Source organism: Streptomyces sp. BE20 (assembly GCF_036322525.1).
GTDB lineage: Bacteria > Actinomycetota > Actinomycetes > Streptomycetales > Streptomycetaceae > Kitasatospora.
The window spans coordinates 198,094-215,543 of record NZ_JAQYWW010000957.1 but is presented as its reverse complement, the minus strand read 5'-3'; the positions used below and the strand labels follow the sequence as shown (position 1 = coordinate 215,543).

The window sequence follows — 17,450 nt, the reverse complement described above, 5'->3', positions numbered from 1 at the left end:
ACGGTCGGCCCACGGCCTCACGGGGTGGTGAAGACCAGAACGGTGTTCTGGCCGCCGAAGCCGAAGGAGTTGGACAGGGCGGCGTCGACCGGAACGGGGCGCGGTCGGCCGGTGACGACGTCGAGTTCCCGTCCGGGATCCTGACGCAGCAGGTTGGCCGTCGGTGGGACGAGTTGCTGCTCAAGGGTCAGCACGGTCAGCGCCGCCTCGACGGCCCCGGCCGCTCCGAGGGGATGGCCCAGCACGCTCTTGGGCGCGGTGACGGGCGGCGGGGTGCCGTCGAACACGCGGAGCAGCGCCTGTGCCTCGGCGGCGTCGCCGGCGTGGGAGGAGGTGCCGTGCGCGTTGACGTGGCCGATGTCGCGCGGGGCGAGGCCGGCGTTGTGGAGTGCGGCGCGCAGGGCCTGTTCGGCTCCGGCGCCTTCGGGATGCGGGGCGACGGGGTGGTGGGCGTCGCAACTGCTGCCGTAGCCGCGCAGCCGGGCGCGGATGTGGGCGCCGCGGCGCAGGGCGTGGTCGGGGTGTTCGAGGACGAGGACGGCGGCGCCCTCGGAGAGGACGAAGCCGTCGCGGTCGGTGTCGAACGGGCGGGACGCGAGGCGCGGGGCGTCGGTCCGGCGGGACAGGGCCCGTACCTGGGTCAGGCAGGTGACGGTCATGCGGTCGCGGGCGGACTCGGCGCCGCCGGCGAGGACGATGTCGCAGGCTCCGGCGGCGATCAGGTCGCGGGCGACAGCGAGGGCGGTGGCGCCCGAGGCGCAGGCGCTGGAGACGCTGAAGTTGGGGCCGCGAACCCCCAGGTCGATGGCGATCTCGGCGGCGGCCGCGCTGGGAAGGCTGCGGGGCAGGCTCAGGGGGGAGACCAGGGTGGGACGTTCCTGGCCGAGGAGGGCGAACCCTTCGAGGTAGGTCTCCAGGCTGTTGCTGGCGGTGCCGAGAACGACGCCGATGCGCGTGGGAGACCAGGTGTCGGGGTCGAGCTTGGCGTCGACGACGGCTTGTCTGGCCGCGCTGAGCGCCAAGTGGGAGAAACGATCCGTCCGGCGGGCCAGCCGTCGCCCGTGGGCGGCGACGGGTTCGAAGTCCTCGACGCGGCAGGCGATGTCGACGGGCAGGCCGACGAGCTCCGGATCCTTTTGGGCGAGGCCCCGGCCGGCGCACATGGCGGACCAGACGGCGTCGGCGTCGTGGCCGGCCGGGGTGATCAACCCCAGGCCGGTGACGGCGATGTGGACAGGGTGCGGCACGAGCGGTGTCCTCCTACGGCCGGTCGAGCAGCGAAAGCGCTTCGGGGCACGTCGAAGCGCTCGGTGGTCACAGGTCGAGAACGAGCCCGGCCGTGATCGGCAACTGTCTGCCGCCCAACGGGGGACACCCGTGCGGCCGCCCCCCGAACGGTCCGAAGTGCGTGCCGTCTGCTCCCCACGGCCGTTGAAGGAAACGCAATCCGGTCGTTAAAGCACTACAAACGGCTATCAAACGAACAGAGAAGGACAGATGACTTCAGCACCTACACAGACGTCGATGAGCCGGGCCCGGCTGATCGAGATCCTCGCGCGGATCGCCGCGGTCTCCCCTGCGGAGATCGACGAGAACGGCACCCTCGAGTCCCTGGAGCTGGACTCCCTCGCCCTGGCGGAGCTGCTGGTCGCCGTCGAGAACGAGACCGGCGAGCAGATCGGCTTCGGCCTGGACTTCACACCGGTCACCACCATCGCGGAGGCCCACCGCATGCTGAACGCCGCGGCCGCCGTGACCGCCGCCACCGGGCCGTCGGCCGGTTAGCCCCCGTGCAGAGCGCCTCCCCCTCCCTCGCTCCCGCCGTCCGCCCGGCTCCGCCGGCACCCGGCGCAGGGCCGGTCGACCTGCTCGCCGCCCAACTCCCCTTCGACCCCGCCAGTGCGGCCTTCCGTTCCGATCCCTACCCCTTCTTCGAGCAGCTGAGAGCAGCATCCGGTCCCGTCCACCGCACAGCCTCCGGCGCACTGGTCCTCCTGGGGTACCACGAGTGCGCCGCCGCCCTGCGCGACCCGGCGCTCGGGCACGGCGCCGCCTCCGCACGGCAGACCACCGGCTACGGCATGCCGGCGCGCTCCTTCCTGCGCACGGACCCGCCCCACCACACCAGCATCCGGCGCCTCGTCAGCGGCGCCTTCACGGCGCAGGCCAGTCGACAGCTCGAACCACTGATCACCCGGAACCTGCACGCCCTGCTCGCCCCCGCCGGCCGGGGCGAACAGGTGGACGTCGTCACCGACATCGCCCAACCACTGGCCATGGGGACCATCAGCCACCTGCTGGGCATCCCCGCCGAGGAGCAGGACCGCTTCCAACAGTGCGCGGGAACCGTCATCAACGGCATGGACCCCACCAGCCTGCTCGACGACGAGCAACGCCGCCACGCCGCACAGGCCCGTATCACCCTGGTCCAGCACCTGCGCCTGCACCTGCGGCAGGCCGACCGGGCCGACGAAGCCGGCTCCGGGGCCGCGTCCACCATGCTGGCCAGGCTTGCCGCACCCGTGACGCCCGACACCGGACCGATTCCCGTCACCGAAGCGATCGCCACCACGGCCCAACTGCTCGCCGCGGGATACGAGACCACCGTCGGACTGATCGGCAACGGCCTGCACGCGCTCCTGACCCACCCCGCCCAGCTCCACCACCTCACCGCCGCCGGCTTCGGGCAGCAGGCGATGGAACGGGCCGTGGAGGAAATCCTTCGCTACGAGCCACCCGTGCAGGTGACCGTCCGCATCGCGCTGGCACCCACCACCGTCGGCGGACAGCACGTACCCGAGGGAACCCTCGTCCTCCTGGCGCTCGGCGCGGCCAACCGCGACCCCGACGTCCACGACCGCCCCCACGACCTGGACGTCACGCGGGACACCCCGCACCTCTCGTTCGGTCTGGGACCGCATTTCTGTCTGGGCGCACCGCTCGCCCGACTGGAGGCCCGACTCGCGCTCGACGCGCTGCTCCGGCGTCGGCCCACCCTGCTGGAACAGTCCGTCACCCACGTCCAGTCGGTCTTCACCCGCAGCGTGCAGCATCTGCGCGTGCGCCTGGGCGATCCACCGTACTGAGACGACTTTCCCCGGTGAGCAATGGACCGGGGTTCCGGCAGCTCGTGCCGCCGGAACCCCGGTGCGTGCGGACGTGTCACCGGCTTGCGGCTACGCCTGCGGCGGGGCGTCCTCGTCGGCGTCCGGCGCCTTTTCGCCCAACTGCTCCTTCAGCTTCTGCTGGGCGGTGTCGACCTGCTCGCTGTACTTGCCCTGGGTCTTCTCGTCGACGAAGTCCCCGGCCTTGTCGATGCCCTGTCCGGCCTTGTCCTCGTGTCCCTTGAGCAATTGCGCCATGTTGTCCAGAATCCCCATGGGGTCTCCTTCCGTTGGTTCCGGACGCCCGCGAGGGGCGGGCGGATGTCTCCGCCACCTGGGCGGGTGGCTCGCGGAGTTCAGCCCGTTCCGCGTGGTGGGTTCGTCCCCATTCGCCGGATCGTGGGCGCCGTCGGGCGGCAGCCCTCACCTGGTGGGCGAACGTGCCACCTTGGTCAGGCTCCCAGTTGCTCGGCGGCGAGCGCGGTGCCCTCCACGCGGGCGCGGATCTTGGCGAACGCGGTGTCCCGGGAGGTGGAGGCGTCGTCGGCGAACGGTGCGAAGCCGGCGTCGTCGCAGGTGCCGAGCTGGTCGAGCGGGATGTAGCGGGCGGCGCGCAGGACGCGGTCGCGGACCTCCTGGGCCGTCTCCACGCGTGGGTCGATCGGGTCGGTCACACCGACGAAGACGCGGATGCCGGACCGCAGTTGGCCGGCCACGATGCCCAGGACCCGGTCCGGGTCGGCCTCGCCGGCCAGCTGGAGGTAGAAGTTGCCCGCGGTGAGCTCGAACAGGTGCGGCAGCAGGTCGGCGTAGTCGACGTCGAGGCTGTGGGTGGAGTCCAGGTCGGCCCCGGAGCCGCTGTAGACGCCGATCCGGGCGCGCTCGGCCTCGGTGAAACGGGACAGCACCGTGTTGTTCAGCTCGACGAGGTCGCGCAGCAGCTGACCGCTCGGGTCGAGCTTGAGCGACAGGCGGCCTTCCTCGAAGTCCAGTTGGACGACGTGCGCGCCCGCGTCCAGGCAGCCGCGGATGTCCGTCTCCGCCTCGCCCGCCAGGTCGTCGAGGAACTGTTCGCGCGGGTAGCCGGCGATCCCGTCGGGCGGGTAGAGCAGGCTCAGGGCGGAGGGGGCGACGACGGCCTGCTTCACGGGGAGATCCGTGTGCTGCTTCGCGGCCCGCAGGTACTCCTGCGCGTACGTCTTGTAGCGGAAGGGGCCGGAGGTCAGGCGGGGCAGCTGCCGGGTGTGGCCGTCGGCGAACGGGACGACGGCGCCGTCGGGGTCCAGGTCGGACAGCCCTTGGAGCGGGTAGGTGAGGAAGCTGGGCTTGGCCTGCTCGCCGTCGGTGAGCACCGGCGACCCGGTGGCCGCCAGCTTCTCCACGGTCTCGCGGACGGCCTGGCTCCGGCTCGCGGCCAACTCGGTGTTGCTGAGGTGCCCGGCCCGGAGGTCCGAGGCCGCGACCTGGAGCGCGGGGGGACGGGGGATGCTGCCAATGAGTTCGGTAGGGATCACGGCGGCAGAGTAGAGGGAGCGGAAGCGCAAGGCGCCGCCGACACGTGCGAGATGTCCGGGTGAGCCACTTTCAGGGCATCGCGTCCCGCTCGGTTGACCCGGGAGCACGGGAACCGAGCAGGGCCGCGTGTGGGAGAGCTACCTGTTCGACCGGTTGCTGGACCCGGAGGGGACGAACGACGGCGCCGCCGCCGCACCGAACGCCGCCGTGCTGTACCTGTTCGGCGACGACGAGCAGGCCGTGCCGGCCGGCGCGCTGGGCATCCGCGACGCGGACCCCCAAGCCGCAGCAAGGCCCCTGACCGCAAGGGGTGACGGATCCACCTCCGTGCTCCCAGCCTCGCGGGCGGTCCCCGGCGGCCCCGGTCGGCGGCGTGCTCGGAAGGACTCCCACCAGGTCGCCGCGGTCACCAGGTCCGTCGCCGATCGGGGCGGATCCTGTCGGTGCCCCGGTCAGAGCAGGAAGACGGCGACGGTGGTGGTGATGAGCAGAGTGGTGACGACGGGCCAGTAGAGCAGTCGTGCGGCCATGTTGCCGTTCCAGTCGATCAGGCGGAAGCGGCGGGTGGAGGTGTACTCGACCACATTGAAGGCGACGAGGGCGATCACCAGGTAGAGGATGAAGTAGAAGTACTCGGCGTAGACGACGTCGGTGGAGCCGGTGGTGGAGCGCAGTGAGCTGTGCTGGACGGCGACGACGAGCATCATGGCGCCGCAGAAGCCGATGACGGTCCAGGTGGAGAAGCCGGCCAGCGAGCGGCGGTCGCTGTCGATGGTGACGACGAAGAGCGAGGCGAAGACCAGCAGCGCGATGACGATCAGCGGGACGAGCCGGTCGAGCAGCGGGCTGAGGTACTCGCGGGTGACGCCGGTGGAGAAGTGCAGGGCGGGGATGGTGGCGTCGGTGGTGGCGCCGGTGAGGCCGAGGGTGGAGCGGGTGGTGGATTCGCCCATGGAGAAGGCGCTGAAGTGGACGCGCCACTCGCCGGTGACCATGCCGGTATAGAGGCCGAGGGCCGTGGCGGGTTCCCAGGGCGGGTAGGCGGCGAAGCCCGGGACGAGGACGGTGCCGGGGGTCCTGGGCCACATCGTCGACCAGATGACCTGCCGGTCCAGGGGGTAGTTGCTGTAGTCGAACTGTTCGCGCAGGGTGGTGCGCAGTTTCCAGCCGACGGTCTTGGTGTTGTCGCTGTTGGTGTGGAGGTAGACCTGTTCGGTGGCGCCGCCGTCGACTGCGGCGGGGAGTTCGAGGTTGGCGGTCTTGGTGTCGGCGTCGGCGGGCAGGCGTTGCCAGAGGTAGCCGGTGAGGCGGATGTTGTTGGCGTCGGTGAACTGGGAGGTCTGGATCATCACGCCGGTGGGGATCTGCCGCATCCCGTCGAGTCCGTCGTCGCGCAGGTAGGAGGTGGCTGCCGCCTGGGTGGTGACCACGGTGCCGGGGGAGCCGGTGAGGGTGTCGTCGGCGGCGACCACGCCCCAGACGAAGACGGTGGCGAGCAGGCAGAGCACGCTGACGCTCACGCTGAACCAGCCCAGGGTGGACGGCTTGGCGGGGCGGGGGCGCAGCAGCAGCCAGGCCACCAGGGCGAGCCCGACCACCGAGCAGACCAGCACCACGGCCAGGCGGCGGCCGTGCAGCATCACCTCGTGCACCGGCTCGTCGATCCCGGCGGCGGCGACACCGGCGAGCACGAAGAGGCCGACGGCGAGGCCCGCCGTGACGACCCGCGAGGGGCCCAGCGGGCACGGGTGGGGCTGGCGGGCGAGGACATGGCGGCTCCGTGGGCGAACGGGGGGTGTGCCCAGAGCATGAGCACACCCCGCCGCGGCAGCGGGCGGGGAATCGCCCGTCCGGTGACGATCCGTCGGGAAGTTCCACCGGACGGCCCTTGGGCTCGGTGGCGAGGCTGTTCCGGGTGGAGTCGGCGGCTGTCGGTCAGGAACAGCAAGGTAGGTCAGCGACGCCGTCTGGGGCTGATGATTGGGGTGTCCACCCTGGAGCGGCTGATCCCCGGGGCCCGCGAGCGTGCGGAGAAGCGGGGCCTGTGGGCGACCCGGGCGGGCGCGTCGAGCCCGGAGCAGGCCCGGCGCCTGGCCGAGCCGGCCGCCGTTGCGGCCGGGCGGCGCATGTCGGAGCTGGACCGGCTGCGGCGCTCCCCGCTCGACATCAGCGCCCGCGGGGTGCTCAAGTGCTGTCGGTGGGCGGAGGGAGGTCGACGCCGCACGCCACGAGTTCGGCGTGTTGCCACGATGCGAGTGTGCCCTTGCGGGCACCTTGCCGGCAGTTCTTCAACCAGTTTCCGAGGCGATCACGGTCACCACCCTCTCCCGACACCGGGACGCGTGTGTGGCCGTGCTCAGCCGCGAACGCTTTCAGCAGCTTGATGTTGTCCCGGAAGCGGGCTTCGGCGACGTTGGTTACGAACCCGAGTTTGCTCAGGGCTCGGCGCTGGTCCGTGCTGAGGGAGTCGAAGCGGACGCGCTTGCCGCGGACCTGGGCGCCGAGGGGCCGTTGGTCGACGGTTGTGACGTACGTGCTCGGCACCAGGAGATCACTGTGCTCCGCCTTGTAGTCGGTCAGGTCCTGGAGAAGTTGCTCCCACTCGGCGTCCCGGGCGTTCCAGACCACGCCGAGTTCGTCGAGCCGGTGTGCGACGGAGGAGGGGAGGGAGCCCTGGCGGTGTCGGTGCTTGGCGTTGTTCAGCCAGAGCCCGGTTCGCTCTCCGCTGGGGCCGATCCAGTCCCGGTCGACGCGGAGGTGGCCGTGTTCGGACTGGAAGTGCCGCAGGTCTTCGAGGTGGCGTTCCCTTCGGGATGCGGTGGAGAGGACGGTTCTGGTGGTGATCGCGTCGATGAATCCCTCGGGGATTCCGGTCCCGCTGAATGAGATCCATTTCGGTAGCAGGGCGGCCGGTGCCGGGCGGTTCACGCGGTCGTGGGGCCGGCGCAGCCGGGTGAGGTGGCGGTGGAGCCGGTCGTCCAGTGCCGCCATGGCCTCGATCGTGGCGACGGCGGAGTCGAAGCCGCTGTCCTTGCGGGTGGCCGCGTCGTCGGTGGCGGTGGCCGGGACGATGATGGCTGCGACCTTGCGGCGGTTCGGGTCGCCTCGGCGCAGGGCCCGTCCGGCGATCTGGGTGATTTCGATCTTTGAACGGCGTGGATCGACGATGGCGACCGCGTCCGTGTCGGGGGCGTCGAATCCCTCGACCAGGAGGCGGCTGTTCGTGAGGACCGCCAGCCCGTCCGTGCTGGTCCGGAAGCGGTCGAGGATGCGTTGGCGGACGGATCGGTCCTGGCGTCCGTTGACGTGCCCGGTCCACAGTGAGTGCGGTCGGTGCTCGGGCGGTAGGTACTCCGTCGCGTGCTGGAGGACGTGGGCGAAGGTGCGGGCTGACGCCACCGTCGAGTGGTAGGTGATCATGCGGTGGGCGCCGCGCTCCGTCGCCGCGCGCAGGACCGAGACGGCCTTCGCCAATACGCCGGCTTCGATGTGCATGGGGCCCACGGTCAGGAAGGTGCCCTGCCGAATGTGCTCGGTGACAGCCCGGTCGGCGGCGTCGGCGACGACCAGCTCGTAGTCGGCGAGCCGGTTGCGCTCGACCGCTTCGCCGACGGACAGGTGGTAGGCGATGGGACCGAACCGGTCGCGTCGGACCAGGATGCCGTCGTTGCCGACGAGGTCCCTGAGTGTGGCCGTCATGGACAGGCGGCGTCGGGCCGGAACAAGCCGGTCGTCGCGGATCCGGGCCCAGCTGTTGCTGTCCGAGCGGTGGAGCTCGTCGGCGATGACGAGGTCCCAGGCACGGGCGCCGGCGCGGTGGGCGGCGATGACGGCGTGCAGGCTCTGGTAGGTGCAGACGGCGGTGGTCCTCCGGCCAGCAGCCATGCGCTCGGCCAGTGCACCGGGGTCGCTGAGGACCTGGGCACGAGCGCCGTCGGTGTCGTGGTTGAACCGGTCGAGCACCCGTGGCTCGGAACAGACCGCGATCACCTCGCCGAGGGCGCGGGAGCCGAAGGCCCACAGCCACTGGGTGAGCATCTGGGCGACCAGGTCCAGCGTGGGTACGGCGATCAGCACGCTGCCGGTGTTCGGGTCGACCAGTTCCTTGGCGATGGCGCCCGCTGTCACGGTCTTCCCGGATCCGCAGGCCATCAGCACGACGACTTTTGGGACTTCGGCCAGCATCGCGCAGGCCTTCTCCACCGCCTCGGCCTGCTCCGGCCAGAGCGTCAGGCCGGCGAAGGCACGTGGTTCGGTGAGGACGGAGGTCATGGCTGTCCTGCGGTAGGAGTTCGGGCGGGAACCGGTTCCCCGGCCTCGTGTTTCGGGGCCAGGGAACCGGCGTGGAAGTGGTGGACTTTCGTCGGCCGACGATCGGACGGGTCGCCGGGCGAGGGATCAGGATGAGGTGCCCTGTGCGCGGGCTCGCGCCGCGGCGGCGGTCCCGCGTCGCAGTCGCTCGGCGGGGTCGAGGCAGACCTGGACCAGGGCGGCGGCCAGGCCTTCGGAGCAGGGGTCGCTGACCCATCCGTTGGCGTCGTAGCCGCCCTGAACGATCACCTGCTCGACATCGGCGTCGGAGAGGAGGATCGGCGGGGTCGCGCACGCCATGGCCTCCCAGAGGGACGCCGTGGTGTGCCGGGCGGCGCTGACGTACGCGTCTGCCGCTGCGAAGAGCGAGGGCAACTCCCCGTGGGGGACTTGGCCCGCGAGGAGGACGGACTCGCGGAGGCCGGTCGTCATCACGAGGGACAGGAGGCGGTCGGCGTCGTCGCTCCCGCTTCTCGGGCTGCCGCAGACGACCAGGACGGGTTGCACGCGTGGCTCCAAGGTGCGGCCGGCCGTGCTGATGGCGTCGAACAGAAGAGGTAGGCGTTCGTCTCGGCCGGGACCGAGAACGGCGACGACGAGCGGTCCGAGGTGGAGTGTCTGCATCCGGAGGCGGGCGAGGTCCACGCCCTCGGACGTGATGCCCCGGTTGCCGGGCGCGGGATCGAACGGGTCCACAGCAAGGAGGCGTTGGAGCAGGGCCGCCCGCTCGGTCGAGCGCATCCTGGTGGGCGTGAACAGCGTGGTGTCCACGTTGGGTACGGGTGTGGCCGGAGCCAATCCGGTGTCCTTCCTTCCTGTACCGGTCGAAGCGGGAACCCCGGGCGGCAGCGGTTCGAAATCGGCGCCGCGTCGGTCACGCGGGGATGGGCAGGGCGAGGCGTTCGATCCGGGCGGCGAGATCGGGGTCGCTCTCGGTACGGCCGAGTCGGCACATGGTGGTGGTGCGGACGGCGCTGGCCTTGACGCCGCGCATGCTCATGCACAGGTGCTCGCCGACGGTGAAGACGGCGACGTCGTCGGAGCCGGCCGCCTTGGCGAGGTCGTGGGCGACGTCGCGGGTGATGCGTTCCTGGAGCTGGAGGGCGTGGGTGCGGGCCTCCAGGTGCCGGACCAGCTTGGACAGGCCGAGGACGGCGGTGTCCGGAACGTAGGCGATGGAGACTTCGAGGCGGAAGGGGAGCAGGTGGTGCTCGCAGATGCTCCACGCCTCGATGCCGCTCAGTAGGACGAAGTCGCCGTACTGACCCTCCTGGGCGAAGGTGGTGGCAAGCCGGCCGGGGTCGTGGTCGAGGAACTCGCTCCACCAGTCGGCGAATCGGCGGGGTGTGTCCTTGAGGCCGTCGCGGTCGGGGTCCTCGCCGAGGGCGAGCAGCAGGTGGCGGGTCAGCTCTTCGACGCGGTGGCGGTCGACGGGGCGGCGGCGCTGGGCGTGCACGGGTATGGACGTCATGGTCGTCCCTTGGGGTGAGTTGACGGAGGGCGTGAGGTGCGGTGTGTCAGAGGTGGGCGGCGCAGGGCAGGCAGCCGAGGATCGGGACGACGGTGAACGCCTCCGCGTACGCGGTGCCGATCCGGGCGCCCCAGAGCCTGCCGAGCGTCTCGGCCATGGGGCCGAAGTGCTGCTCGACGGGCTGGCTCGCGTGCTCGCGCAGTGCGGCCATCTTGGTGTCGAAGGTCGCGGTGGCGTCCACGATCACGTCGGCGCGGACCGGTCCGTCGAGAGTGAGCGAGTTGTAGGTGTCGCAGGTGTAGAAACGGCTCGGACGGCCGGTGGTGATCCGGGGCTCGGGGACGGCCGCGAGCACGGCGACGGCGACGGCCCGGTGCTCGGGGTGGACGTCGTCGAGCGGGTGGGTGATGACGATCTCCGGGCGCTCCTCCAGCAGCAGTTGCTGCAGCAGGGCGTGGTCGAGCCGGGGTACTTGGTGCAGGTCGGCGCCGAGGAGTGCGGCGCCCCGGCGGGCCTCGGCGTCGCGGACGTCGTCGCGGTGCGGGACGGCGATGGTGACGGGGGAGTACCTGGCGTGGAGCGCGAGCGTGGAGCCGGCCCACAGTTCGGCGTCGTCGGGGTGTGCGAAGACGGCCAGGACCGAGCCCGGCACCGAGTCGGCTACCACAGCCCCAGCTTCTCGACGACGTCGGCGGGCCTCGGCAATTGGGGGCTCGCCAGGCCGGTGGGGGTGACGGGCACGGCCAGGTCGCGGTGGACCGTGATCATCGCCTCCCAGCGGAGGATGTCGGCCCAGGCGGTGGTGATCGCCGTGCCCTTGGCGCCGGTCAGCCGTCCGGACCCGGGCAGGTCGCGCAGCCGCATGCCGTCGCGCAGCAGGGTGGCGGCGACCTTCGGGCCGATGCCCCGCACGCCGGGGATGTTGTCGGACTTGTCGCCGGTCAGGGCGCGGAAGGCCGGCCACTGGGTGGGGGTGACGCCGAAGCGGGTGAGGACCTGGTCGGCGGTGATGATCCGCCGGGAGGACTTCCGGGAGCGGTTGAGGATGCGCACGCGCGCGTCGAGGAGCTGGTAGTAGTCCATGTCGCGCGACATGATCAGCACCGGACGGGAATCCGCCGCCCGGGTGGCGAGGGTGGCGATGACGTCGTCGGCTTCGGCGTCGTCCACCTCGATCCACTGGATCCCGTGCGCGTCGAGCCCGTCCTTGACCGGGGCGAGGAACTGCAGTGGCTTGAGCGCCTCCGGTGTCGCCTCCCGGTTCGCCTTGTACTCCTGGTCGGTGGCGGCGCGTTCGGCGGAGCCGTGCTCGCCGTCGAAGACCACCAGGACCTCGGGTTCCGTGACGTCGAGGTCGTCACGGATCGCGGCGCGCAGCAGGGCGAAGAACGCGAACAGCCCGGTCAGCTCACGGGTTTTGTCGCGGGAGTGGATCGGGGCGGGGAAGCCAAAGGTGCCCGCCCACAGAAGGTTGAATCCGTCGACGAGCAGCAACGGAGCAGGGGTAGCTGTGGTTTCGGGCATCACGACACCGCCTCCAGAAAGAAGTCAGCGATTCGGCGGGGCTCGAACGCGGCCGCCCGCCGATACACGGTCTGTGTAGTCGCGGCGTACAGTATGTCATCCTCCAGAAGGGTTTGTGCCGCCTTGTGGAGGGCGGACGGCCCCTCGTCGTGGTCGACGAGCAGGTGGTCGCCGTGGCCCGTCGGGTCGATCAGGGCCGGCAGGTTGCCCACACGGTAGGCGACGACCGGGGTGCCCACACTCATCGCCTCCAACGCCACCAGGCCGAAGGTCTCCTGGTGGCTGGGGACGATCACGGCGGCCGCTCCGGCGAGCCAGGGCAGCACCTCGTCCCAGGCCAGCGCGCCGCGCAGGTGGACGTCCGGTGTGCGGGCCGCCGCCGCGCGGCAGCGGTCGAGGAGTTCGGACTGGGAGCCCTCGTCGGCCTCGAACCCGGCCTCGGCGAGGGCCACTTCGACCGGCCGGTCCCACCCGGCGGCGGCTTCGAGCAGTTCGAGCACACCTTTCTCCGGTCCGAGCCGCGCGAGGACGCGCACCGGGCCGCTGCGGCGCAGCTGCTCGCGGCGGGACGGCGGCGGCAGGGCCACCGAGGCGTCGGCCAGGAGCGCGTTGGGCACGACGCGGACAGGGCGGGTGCTCCAGCCGGCCAGCTCGTCGCGGACAACCACGGAGGGTACGAGGACGCGGGTGGCGCGGGCGAGTGCGGGACCCGCGTCGAGGGTGTGCGGTTTGACGTGGGCGGCGAGCGCCCGGCGGACGTGGCCGGGGACGTCGCCGCGCAGGCGGCCGAGCCCCCACAGCGCGTCGGTGAACAGGACGGTGTCGATGCGCCGTTCGGTGATCAGGTCCCGGAGCTGACGGGTCAGCGCGGCATCCTGCTGGGTGACGGCGCGCCGCAGTACGGCGTCGTCGCACGGGAACTGGACGCCGTCGAGCCGCAGACGGGCGATGGCGACACCGGGAAGGCCGGGGTGACCGGGCTGGGGTGCGGCGGTCGCGATGACGGGCCGGTGGCCGTTCCGCGCGAGGCCGACGGCGAGGGCGGCCGTTGCGCGTTCGATCCCGGCCGGGGCGTCGGGAGTCCAGGAGACGAGGACCAGCAGGACTCCGCGGGAGGAGGCGTGGGCGATCATCGGGCGCTCACCTGTCGCAAGGGCGGGAGCGGCTGGGTCGGGCCGTCGTGCGCACGCTCCCAGGGGAAGACGACCCAGTCGTTGACGGTCCAGGCCCACCGGTCCGGCGGTTGCGTGCAGCCGCGGTTGCGGAACAGCGCCGCCGACATGATCGCGGCACCGTCGTCGAGTCGCCCGCGCAGCGCCTCGGAGACGGCGGAGAACGTCGCTCCGGTGCCGGCGATGTCGTCGACGAGCAGCACCGTGCCGACGAAGTACTCGGGAAGGGTGCCGTCGACCACGACGTCGACGCTGCCGGTGGCCTGCTGCCACGGCGCGTCGCTCTTGTTGTGCTTGGCGGTGACCGAGTGGAAGGGCACCTTGAGGTAGTCGGCCATGAGGCGGGCCGGTTCGATCCCGCCGGAGGCGATGCCGATCACGCAGGTCACCTCCGGGTCGGTCCCGACGAGGGACTCGGCGAGGAGCCGGGCCGCGTCGAAGCACTGGTAGCGCGTGGGCGCGAACGGGACGTGCTGGGCGAAGACCCGCCTCGCGGCGTAGGGGGCGTCGGTCATGAGGCGCTCCCTGGGGCGGGCAGACGCAGGTCGGCGGGGCCGGTGACGGGGATGAACGCGGAGATGCCCGTGGCACCTCGGGTGTTGCGCCACGCGTAGCCGTCGGCGCGCAGGACGGTGAAGCCGCCGGCGCTTGTGCGGGTGCGCAGCCGGACCCGGACGCCGTCGGGGACGGTGAGCGGTGCGACGGTCTCCTGGGCCTGTTCGTCGGTGAGCGTCTGCTCGGCGGCGAGCGCCGAACCGGAGCCGATGGGGAGCATCTGGAGGAAGGTCACCCCGCCGGCGCCGAGGTGGTCGGCGAGTTCCAGCAGCTCCTGGGCCTCGTGCTTGTTGGACTGCATGAGGACCATCTGGAGCTGGACGAACAGGCCCTCGGCCGCGGCGGCGCGGACGCCTTCGATGGCCCGGCGGTAGCTGTCCTGGCCGCGCCAGGTGTCGTGGGTGGCTTCGGTGGCGCCGTCGAGGGAGACGCGGATCGCGTCGAAGGCGTCGGCGATCTCCTTGGTGCGGCGGGCGAGGTGCCAGCCGTTGGTGGTGCAGCTGACGACGCTGGTGCCCTGCTGGCGGATCGCCCGGGCGAGGTCGGGCAGATCACGCAGCAGAAGGGGCTCGCCGCCGGAGATGTCGACGCCCAGGACACCCGAAGCGGCGATGTGCGCGGCCAGGGTCAGCCGCTCGCCCACGGTGGACTCGCGGACGCTCTTGTCGTCGAGGCAGTGCGGGCAGTCCAGGTTGCAGCGCACGACCGGGGACCAGCACATGCTCAGCGGGTATTCGAGAGCGAGGTCGGCCGGGTCGGGCTGGGGCCAGGCGGCGACCTGCTGGTCGTCGAGGGCGACGCAGCCGGTGGGGAGGGACTGGGGCGGAAGGTGGTTGGTGCCGACCGCCGGGTCGTGCACCACGGTGGTGCCGCCGAACGTGGCAGCGGCGAACGTACGGATCATCGGGTGATCACCTCGGCGTCGGTCAGGTGCTTGTCAGCGGCGGTGGCGAAGGCATGCCCGCGCCCGCCGGGTGCGGGCAGGGCCAGCAGGCGGCGGTAGTGGGCGAGTGTCGCGGGCCAGGCGGCGAGCTTGCTCTGCCACTGGGCGGTGGCGTCCGGTGGGTCGAGGTGGTATCCGACGGCCTGGCGCAGCGGGATGACGAGGCAGCCGGCGGCGATCAAAGCCGCGCCGAGGTGGGTGTCCTCCATGCCCCAGCCCAGCGCACCGAACTCCTCGTCGAAGCCGCCGACGTCCACCAGTTGCTCGCGCGGAACGGCGAGCAGCGCGGTGACGGCCATCCTGGGCAGGTCCCAGTCGTAGTAGGAGCGTCCGTACCCGAGGGTCTGGAAGTCGTCGGTGGCATCCAGCGGGCGCCCGTGCAGCTCGTCGGTGAGCGTGATGCCCGAGTACGGCAGGCGCTTGCCCACCGGGGGCTTCCAGGTGACGCGGTGGTCGGCCGCGAGGAGCGGCGGCCCGTCGGGCAGCAGCGGCCGGCCGAGGGACGAAGCCTGGTAGGAGACGTTGTGCCGGAACCCGGTCAGCACGGTGTCGCCTGCGGCGCGGGCCGCGAAGTCGGCGAACACGTGGGAGGGCAGCACCATGTCCGCGTCGACGAACAGGACTGTCGGGGCTTGGGCGAGCCGGGCACCGACGTTCCGGGCCGTAGCCGAGCCGCGTCGGTCGGCCAGGCGTACCGCGGTGGTGACCGCCGGGTGCCGGCGGGCGATGTCGAACGTGGTGTCCGTGGAACCGTCGTCGACCAGGATCACCTCCACGTCGGCCGAGTGCTGCTGGGCAGTGATCGCGTCCAGCACCGTCGGCAGGGCGAAGGCGGTGTTGCGGGCGGGGATCACGACCGACAGTGCCTGGCCGGCACCGGCGCCGGCCGGAGTGGGCTCGTGCCAGCCCAGAGCAGTGCGTTCGGTGAATCCCGTCGTGAAGTGCCGGTGGGCGTTGGTCCGGGCCTTGAGCGTGCCCGCGAGGCTGTGCATCACGGCCACCTCCATTCGTCGAGCACAGCGGCGACCTGGGGCCAGCCGCGAGGGTCGGGGATCCACTGCAGAACCGGCCGTTCCGGCAGCGCCAGGAGGTCGGTGAGCAGGACCAGGTAGTCGGGTTCGAGGACCAGCAGCACGCGTCGCGGAACCCCGGTGGCGGCGAAGTCGCGTCGCAGCTGGGTGTTCACGATCGGGCGCAGTCCTTCGATCCGGTTCGAGTCGAGACGTTGGTCGTACGCGGCGAGCAGGTCGTCCGCTCCCACCAGGCCGTAGGCCGCGGAGAGGAAGCGGATCCGGCTGCGGGCGTGCGGGTGTTCGGCGAAGCGGGCCCGCAGCTGCGGGGCGATGCCCCCGGCGTACCGTTCCAGGGCGGGCACGAGGCCGGTCTCCGGTGTCTTTCGGCGCGAGCAGCCCGCGATCACGAGGTCTCCGATCACGCCGGTCTCACCACCCGGAAGCCGATGCCTGTCGAGGCGGACTCGGCCGGCGCGGCGTTCAGGAACGTGCACCTGGCGTACAGCGGCAGGGAGTTGTAGGAGCCGCCGCGGATGACGAAGCCGCCGCCGATCGTCTTGGAGGCGGTCCACTCCCAGCAGTTGCCGGCCATGTCCCACAGGCCGGTCGGTGTCCGCCCGCGCGGGTGGGAGTCGACGGGAGTCAGCCGCCCGCAGACGTCGCGAAGATTCGCCCGGCCGTCGTCCGGTTCCTCGTCGCCCCAGGGGTACGGGCGGCGTTCGGTCCCCGAGGCCGCCCACTCCCACTCCTTCGACACGGGCAGCCGACCGCCCAGATCGGCCGCGATCCGGGCCGCCTGAGCCTGGGGCAGTCCGACCAGCGGCCGGTGGTTGGGGCCGAGACCGAGTTGAGCGGATGTGACCGGAGTGACCGTCCATTCCAGGTCGACCACCCGCAGCGGCCTATGCCGGTCGCCGAACAGACACACCCCTCCCGGCACCGGCACCCAGACGAGCGTTCGTCCGGGCGGGTTCGTCGTCATCGCTTCCCCGCTCATCCGGCGATCAGGAACAGGTCTTCGGCGTTCACGCCGGCCCAGACCTTCGACTTCGTGAGGTTCGGCCGCAGACCGCAGCGCGCCAACGCCCCGGTGACGGCCTCGATCGCCTCGGCAGCCTGCTCGGCGCCTTCGCAGAAGACGCAGTAGTTGTCCGCGAACCGCACCGTTCGATGGTCGGCGAGGCGGGCGTCGGCGCGCGACAGGCGCAGGTTGATCAGCAGGGGCGCGAGAGCGGTGCCCGGGACCAGCGGACAGGGCAAGGACTCCAGTACCCGCTCGAACAAGCGCAGGAAGGAGCCATCGGCCACGTGCTCGGCCAGCCAGTCGGTGACCTCGGTCGCGTTCGACCCCTCCGACACCCTCCGCACGTCCACGTCCGCCACCCAGCGGTAGCCCTCGCGCAGGTGCTGCTCGGAGTCGCGCAGTGCGGTGATCCGGTTCCGACCGGCCCGGTAGCCCGAGACCCAATCGGCGAACGCCCGTTGCTCCAGTACCGGTTCGATCGCGCCCCGCATCGCGCGCTGGACGATCCGGTCGCCCACCGTCGGGATCACCGAGCGGAACTCCTTGCCGGTGTAGGCGGTGATCCCCACCTCCCGCAGCGGACCGGGAGTCCAGGAGCCCGTTCGCAGCTGTTCGGCCAGCGCTTCCAGTCGGCCGTCCATGCCCTGCCGGAACTGTGCCCAGCTCATTCCATCGGCACCCGGCGCGCCGGCCCGGCGCATGCACGCCCGCGCGGCGGTTTTGAGATGCCGGGGATCGACGAGGAACGACATCAGCGAATGGGCGCGCGGAGGAAGGGAGTTGGTTATAGTAGGTGGTGCCTGGACGGCATGCAGGAT

The 17,450-nt window shown here is 71.6% G+C and carries 18 protein-coding genes; 2 read left to right on the top strand and 16 right to left on the bottom strand.

Features of this window, described 5'->3' with window-relative positions; translation table 11 throughout:
- Nucleotides 1-17 precede the first annotated feature (17 nt).
- Nucleotides 18-1,247 carry a beta-ketoacyl-[acyl-carrier-protein] synthase family protein gene (locus PUR61_RS24645; RefSeq protein ID WP_329881560.1) on the bottom strand — a complete coding sequence of 410 codons (1,230 nt, stop codon included), beginning with the start codon at nt 1,245-1,247 and terminating at the stop codon, nt 18-20.
- A 250-nt stretch (nt 1,248-1,497) separates the two neighbouring features.
- Here PUR61_RS24645 and PUR61_RS24640 point away from each other — a divergent pair, with 250 nt between their 5' ends.
- A complete protein-coding gene (locus PUR61_RS24640) occupies nt 1,498-1,785 on the top strand; it encodes an acyl carrier protein (RefSeq protein ID WP_329881559.1) in 288 nt (95 codons plus the stop codon).
- Nucleotides 1,786-1,790: 5 nt separating this feature from the next.
- A complete protein-coding gene (locus PUR61_RS24635; protein ID WP_329881558.1) occupies nt 1,791-3,086 on the top strand; it encodes a cytochrome P450 in 1,296 nt (431 codons plus the stop codon).
- A 90-nt stretch (nt 3,087-3,176) separates the two neighbouring features.
- Here PUR61_RS24635 and PUR61_RS24630 read toward each other — a convergent pair whose 3' ends face one another.
- The 15 genes from PUR61_RS24630 to PUR61_RS24560 all read right to left on the bottom strand — a co-directional run bounded on the left by PUR61_RS24630 (nt 3,177) and on the right by PUR61_RS24560 (nt 17,300).
- Entirely contained in the window at nt 3,177-3,380 is a 204-nt protein-coding gene (locus tag PUR61_RS24630; protein ID WP_329881557.1) for an antitoxin, read from the bottom strand.
- A 176-nt stretch (nt 3,381-3,556) separates the two neighbouring features.
- Nucleotides 3,557-4,618 carry a 5-methyltetrahydropteroyltriglutamate--homocysteine methyltransferase gene (locus PUR61_RS24625; RefSeq protein WP_329881556.1) on the bottom strand — a complete coding sequence of 354 codons (1,062 nt, stop codon included), beginning with the start codon at nt 4,616-4,618 and terminating at the stop codon, nt 3,557-3,559.
- Nucleotides 4,619-5,071: 453 nt separating this feature from the next.
- On the bottom strand, nt 5,072-6,310 hold the full coding sequence (locus PUR61_RS24620) for a hypothetical protein (protein ID WP_329881555.1): 1,239 nt from the start codon (nt 6,308-6,310) through the stop codon (nt 5,072-5,074).
- A gap of 493 nt (nt 6,311-6,803) precedes the next feature.
- Complete coding sequence (locus PUR61_RS24615) at nt 6,804-8,891, bottom strand: DEAD/DEAH box helicase (RefSeq protein WP_329881554.1); 2,088 nt, start codon at nt 8,889-8,891, stop codon at nt 6,804-6,806.
- A gap of 126 nt (nt 8,892-9,017) precedes the next feature.
- Entirely contained in the window at nt 9,018-9,728 is a 711-nt protein-coding gene (locus PUR61_RS24610) for a glycosyltransferase (protein WP_329881553.1), read from the bottom strand.
- Between the two features lie 76 nt (nt 9,729-9,804).
- Nucleotides 9,805-10,401 (bottom strand): GTP cyclohydrolase I, encoded by a 597-nt coding sequence (gene folE / locus PUR61_RS24605; RefSeq protein ID WP_329881552.1) that lies wholly within the window; start codon nt 10,399-10,401, stop codon nt 9,805-9,807.
- A 46-nt stretch (nt 10,402-10,447) separates the two neighbouring features.
- Nucleotides 10,448-11,068, bottom strand: a complete 621-nt coding sequence (locus PUR61_RS24600; protein WP_329881551.1) for a PIG-L deacetylase family protein — start codon at nt 11,066-11,068, stop codon at nt 10,448-10,450.
- On the bottom strand, nt 11,062-11,925 hold the full coding sequence (locus PUR61_RS24595; RefSeq protein WP_329881550.1) for a 5'-3' exonuclease: 864 nt from the start codon (nt 11,923-11,925) through the stop codon (nt 11,062-11,064). The genes PUR61_RS24600 and PUR61_RS24595 overlap by 7 nt, the downstream gene beginning before the upstream one ends.
- On the bottom strand, nt 11,925-13,058 hold the full coding sequence (locus PUR61_RS24590; RefSeq protein ID WP_329881549.1) for a glycosyltransferase family 4 protein: 1,134 nt from the start codon (nt 13,056-13,058) through the stop codon (nt 11,925-11,927). The genes PUR61_RS24595 and PUR61_RS24590 overlap by 1 nt, the downstream gene beginning before the upstream one ends.
- Complete coding sequence (locus PUR61_RS24585; protein WP_329881548.1) at nt 13,055-13,612, bottom strand: phosphoribosyltransferase; 558 nt, start codon at nt 13,610-13,612, stop codon at nt 13,055-13,057. The genes PUR61_RS24590 and PUR61_RS24585 overlap by 4 nt, the downstream gene beginning before the upstream one ends.
- On the bottom strand, nt 13,609-14,556 hold the full coding sequence (locus PUR61_RS24580) for a radical SAM protein (protein ID WP_329881547.1): 948 nt from the start codon (nt 14,554-14,556) through the stop codon (nt 13,609-13,611). The genes PUR61_RS24585 and PUR61_RS24580 overlap by 4 nt, the downstream gene beginning before the upstream one ends.
- Entirely contained in the window at nt 14,553-15,587 is a 1,035-nt protein-coding gene (locus PUR61_RS24575) for a glycosyltransferase family 2 protein (protein WP_329881546.1), read from the bottom strand. The genes PUR61_RS24580 and PUR61_RS24575 overlap by 4 nt, the downstream gene beginning before the upstream one ends.
- Nucleotides 15,587-16,030 carry a hypothetical protein gene (locus PUR61_RS24570; protein WP_329881545.1) on the bottom strand — a complete coding sequence of 148 codons (444 nt, stop codon included), beginning with the start codon at nt 16,028-16,030 and terminating at the stop codon, nt 15,587-15,589. The genes PUR61_RS24575 and PUR61_RS24570 overlap by 1 nt, the downstream gene beginning before the upstream one ends.
- Nucleotides 16,027-16,590, bottom strand: coding sequence for a formylglycine-generating enzyme family protein (locus PUR61_RS24565; protein ID WP_329881544.1), 564 nt, complete (start codon nt 16,588-16,590; stop codon nt 16,027-16,029). The genes PUR61_RS24570 and PUR61_RS24565 overlap by 4 nt, the downstream gene beginning before the upstream one ends.
- An 11-nt stretch (nt 16,591-16,601) precedes the next feature.
- On the bottom strand, nt 16,602-17,300 hold the full coding sequence (locus PUR61_RS24560; protein ID WP_329881543.1) for a reverse transcriptase domain-containing protein: 699 nt from the start codon (nt 17,298-17,300) through the stop codon (nt 16,602-16,604).
- Nucleotides 17,301-17,450 lie beyond the last annotated feature (150 nt).

What these genes read in the sequence shown, in the direction of transcription:
- PUR61_RS24640 (WP_329881559.1), top strand. Translation starts at nt 1,498, where the DNA reads ATGACTTCAGCACCTACACAGACGTCGATGAGCCGGGCCCGGCTGATC.
- PUR61_RS24630 (WP_329881557.1), bottom strand. Translation starts at nt 3,380, where the DNA reads ATGGGGATTCTGGACAACATGGCGCAATTGCTCAAGGGACACGAGGAC.
- PUR61_RS24615 (WP_329881554.1), bottom strand. Translation starts at nt 8,891, where the DNA reads ATGACCTCCGTCCTCACCGAACCACGTGCCTTCGCCGGCCTGACGCTC.
- folE (WP_329881552.1), bottom strand. Translation starts at nt 10,401, where the DNA reads ATGACGTCCATACCCGTGCACGCCCAGCGCCGCCGCCCCGTCGACCGC.
- PUR61_RS24595 (WP_329881550.1), bottom strand. Translation starts at nt 11,925, where the DNA reads ATGCCCGAAACCACAGCTACCCCTGCTCCGTTGCTGCTCGTCGACGGA.
- PUR61_RS24590 (WP_329881549.1), bottom strand. Translation starts at nt 13,058, where the DNA reads ATGATCGCCCACGCCTCCTCCCGCGGAGTCCTGCTGGTCCTCGTCTCC.
- PUR61_RS24585 (WP_329881548.1), bottom strand. Translation starts at nt 13,612, where the DNA reads ATGACCGACGCCCCCTACGCCGCGAGGCGGGTCTTCGCCCAGCACGTC.
- PUR61_RS24580 (WP_329881547.1), bottom strand. Translation starts at nt 14,556, where the DNA reads ATGATCCGTACGTTCGCCGCTGCCACGTTCGGCGGCACCACCGTGGTG.
- PUR61_RS24575 (WP_329881546.1), bottom strand. Translation starts at nt 15,587, where the DNA reads ATGCACAGCCTCGCGGGCACGCTCAAGGCCCGGACCAACGCCCACCGG.
- PUR61_RS24565 (WP_329881544.1), bottom strand. Translation starts at nt 16,590, where the DNA reads ATGACGACGAACCCGCCCGGACGAACGCTCGTCTGGGTGCCGGTGCCG.
- PUR61_RS24560 (WP_329881543.1), bottom strand. Translation starts at nt 17,300, where the DNA reads ATGAGCTGGGCACAGTTCCGGCAGGGCATGGACGGCCGACTGGAAGCG.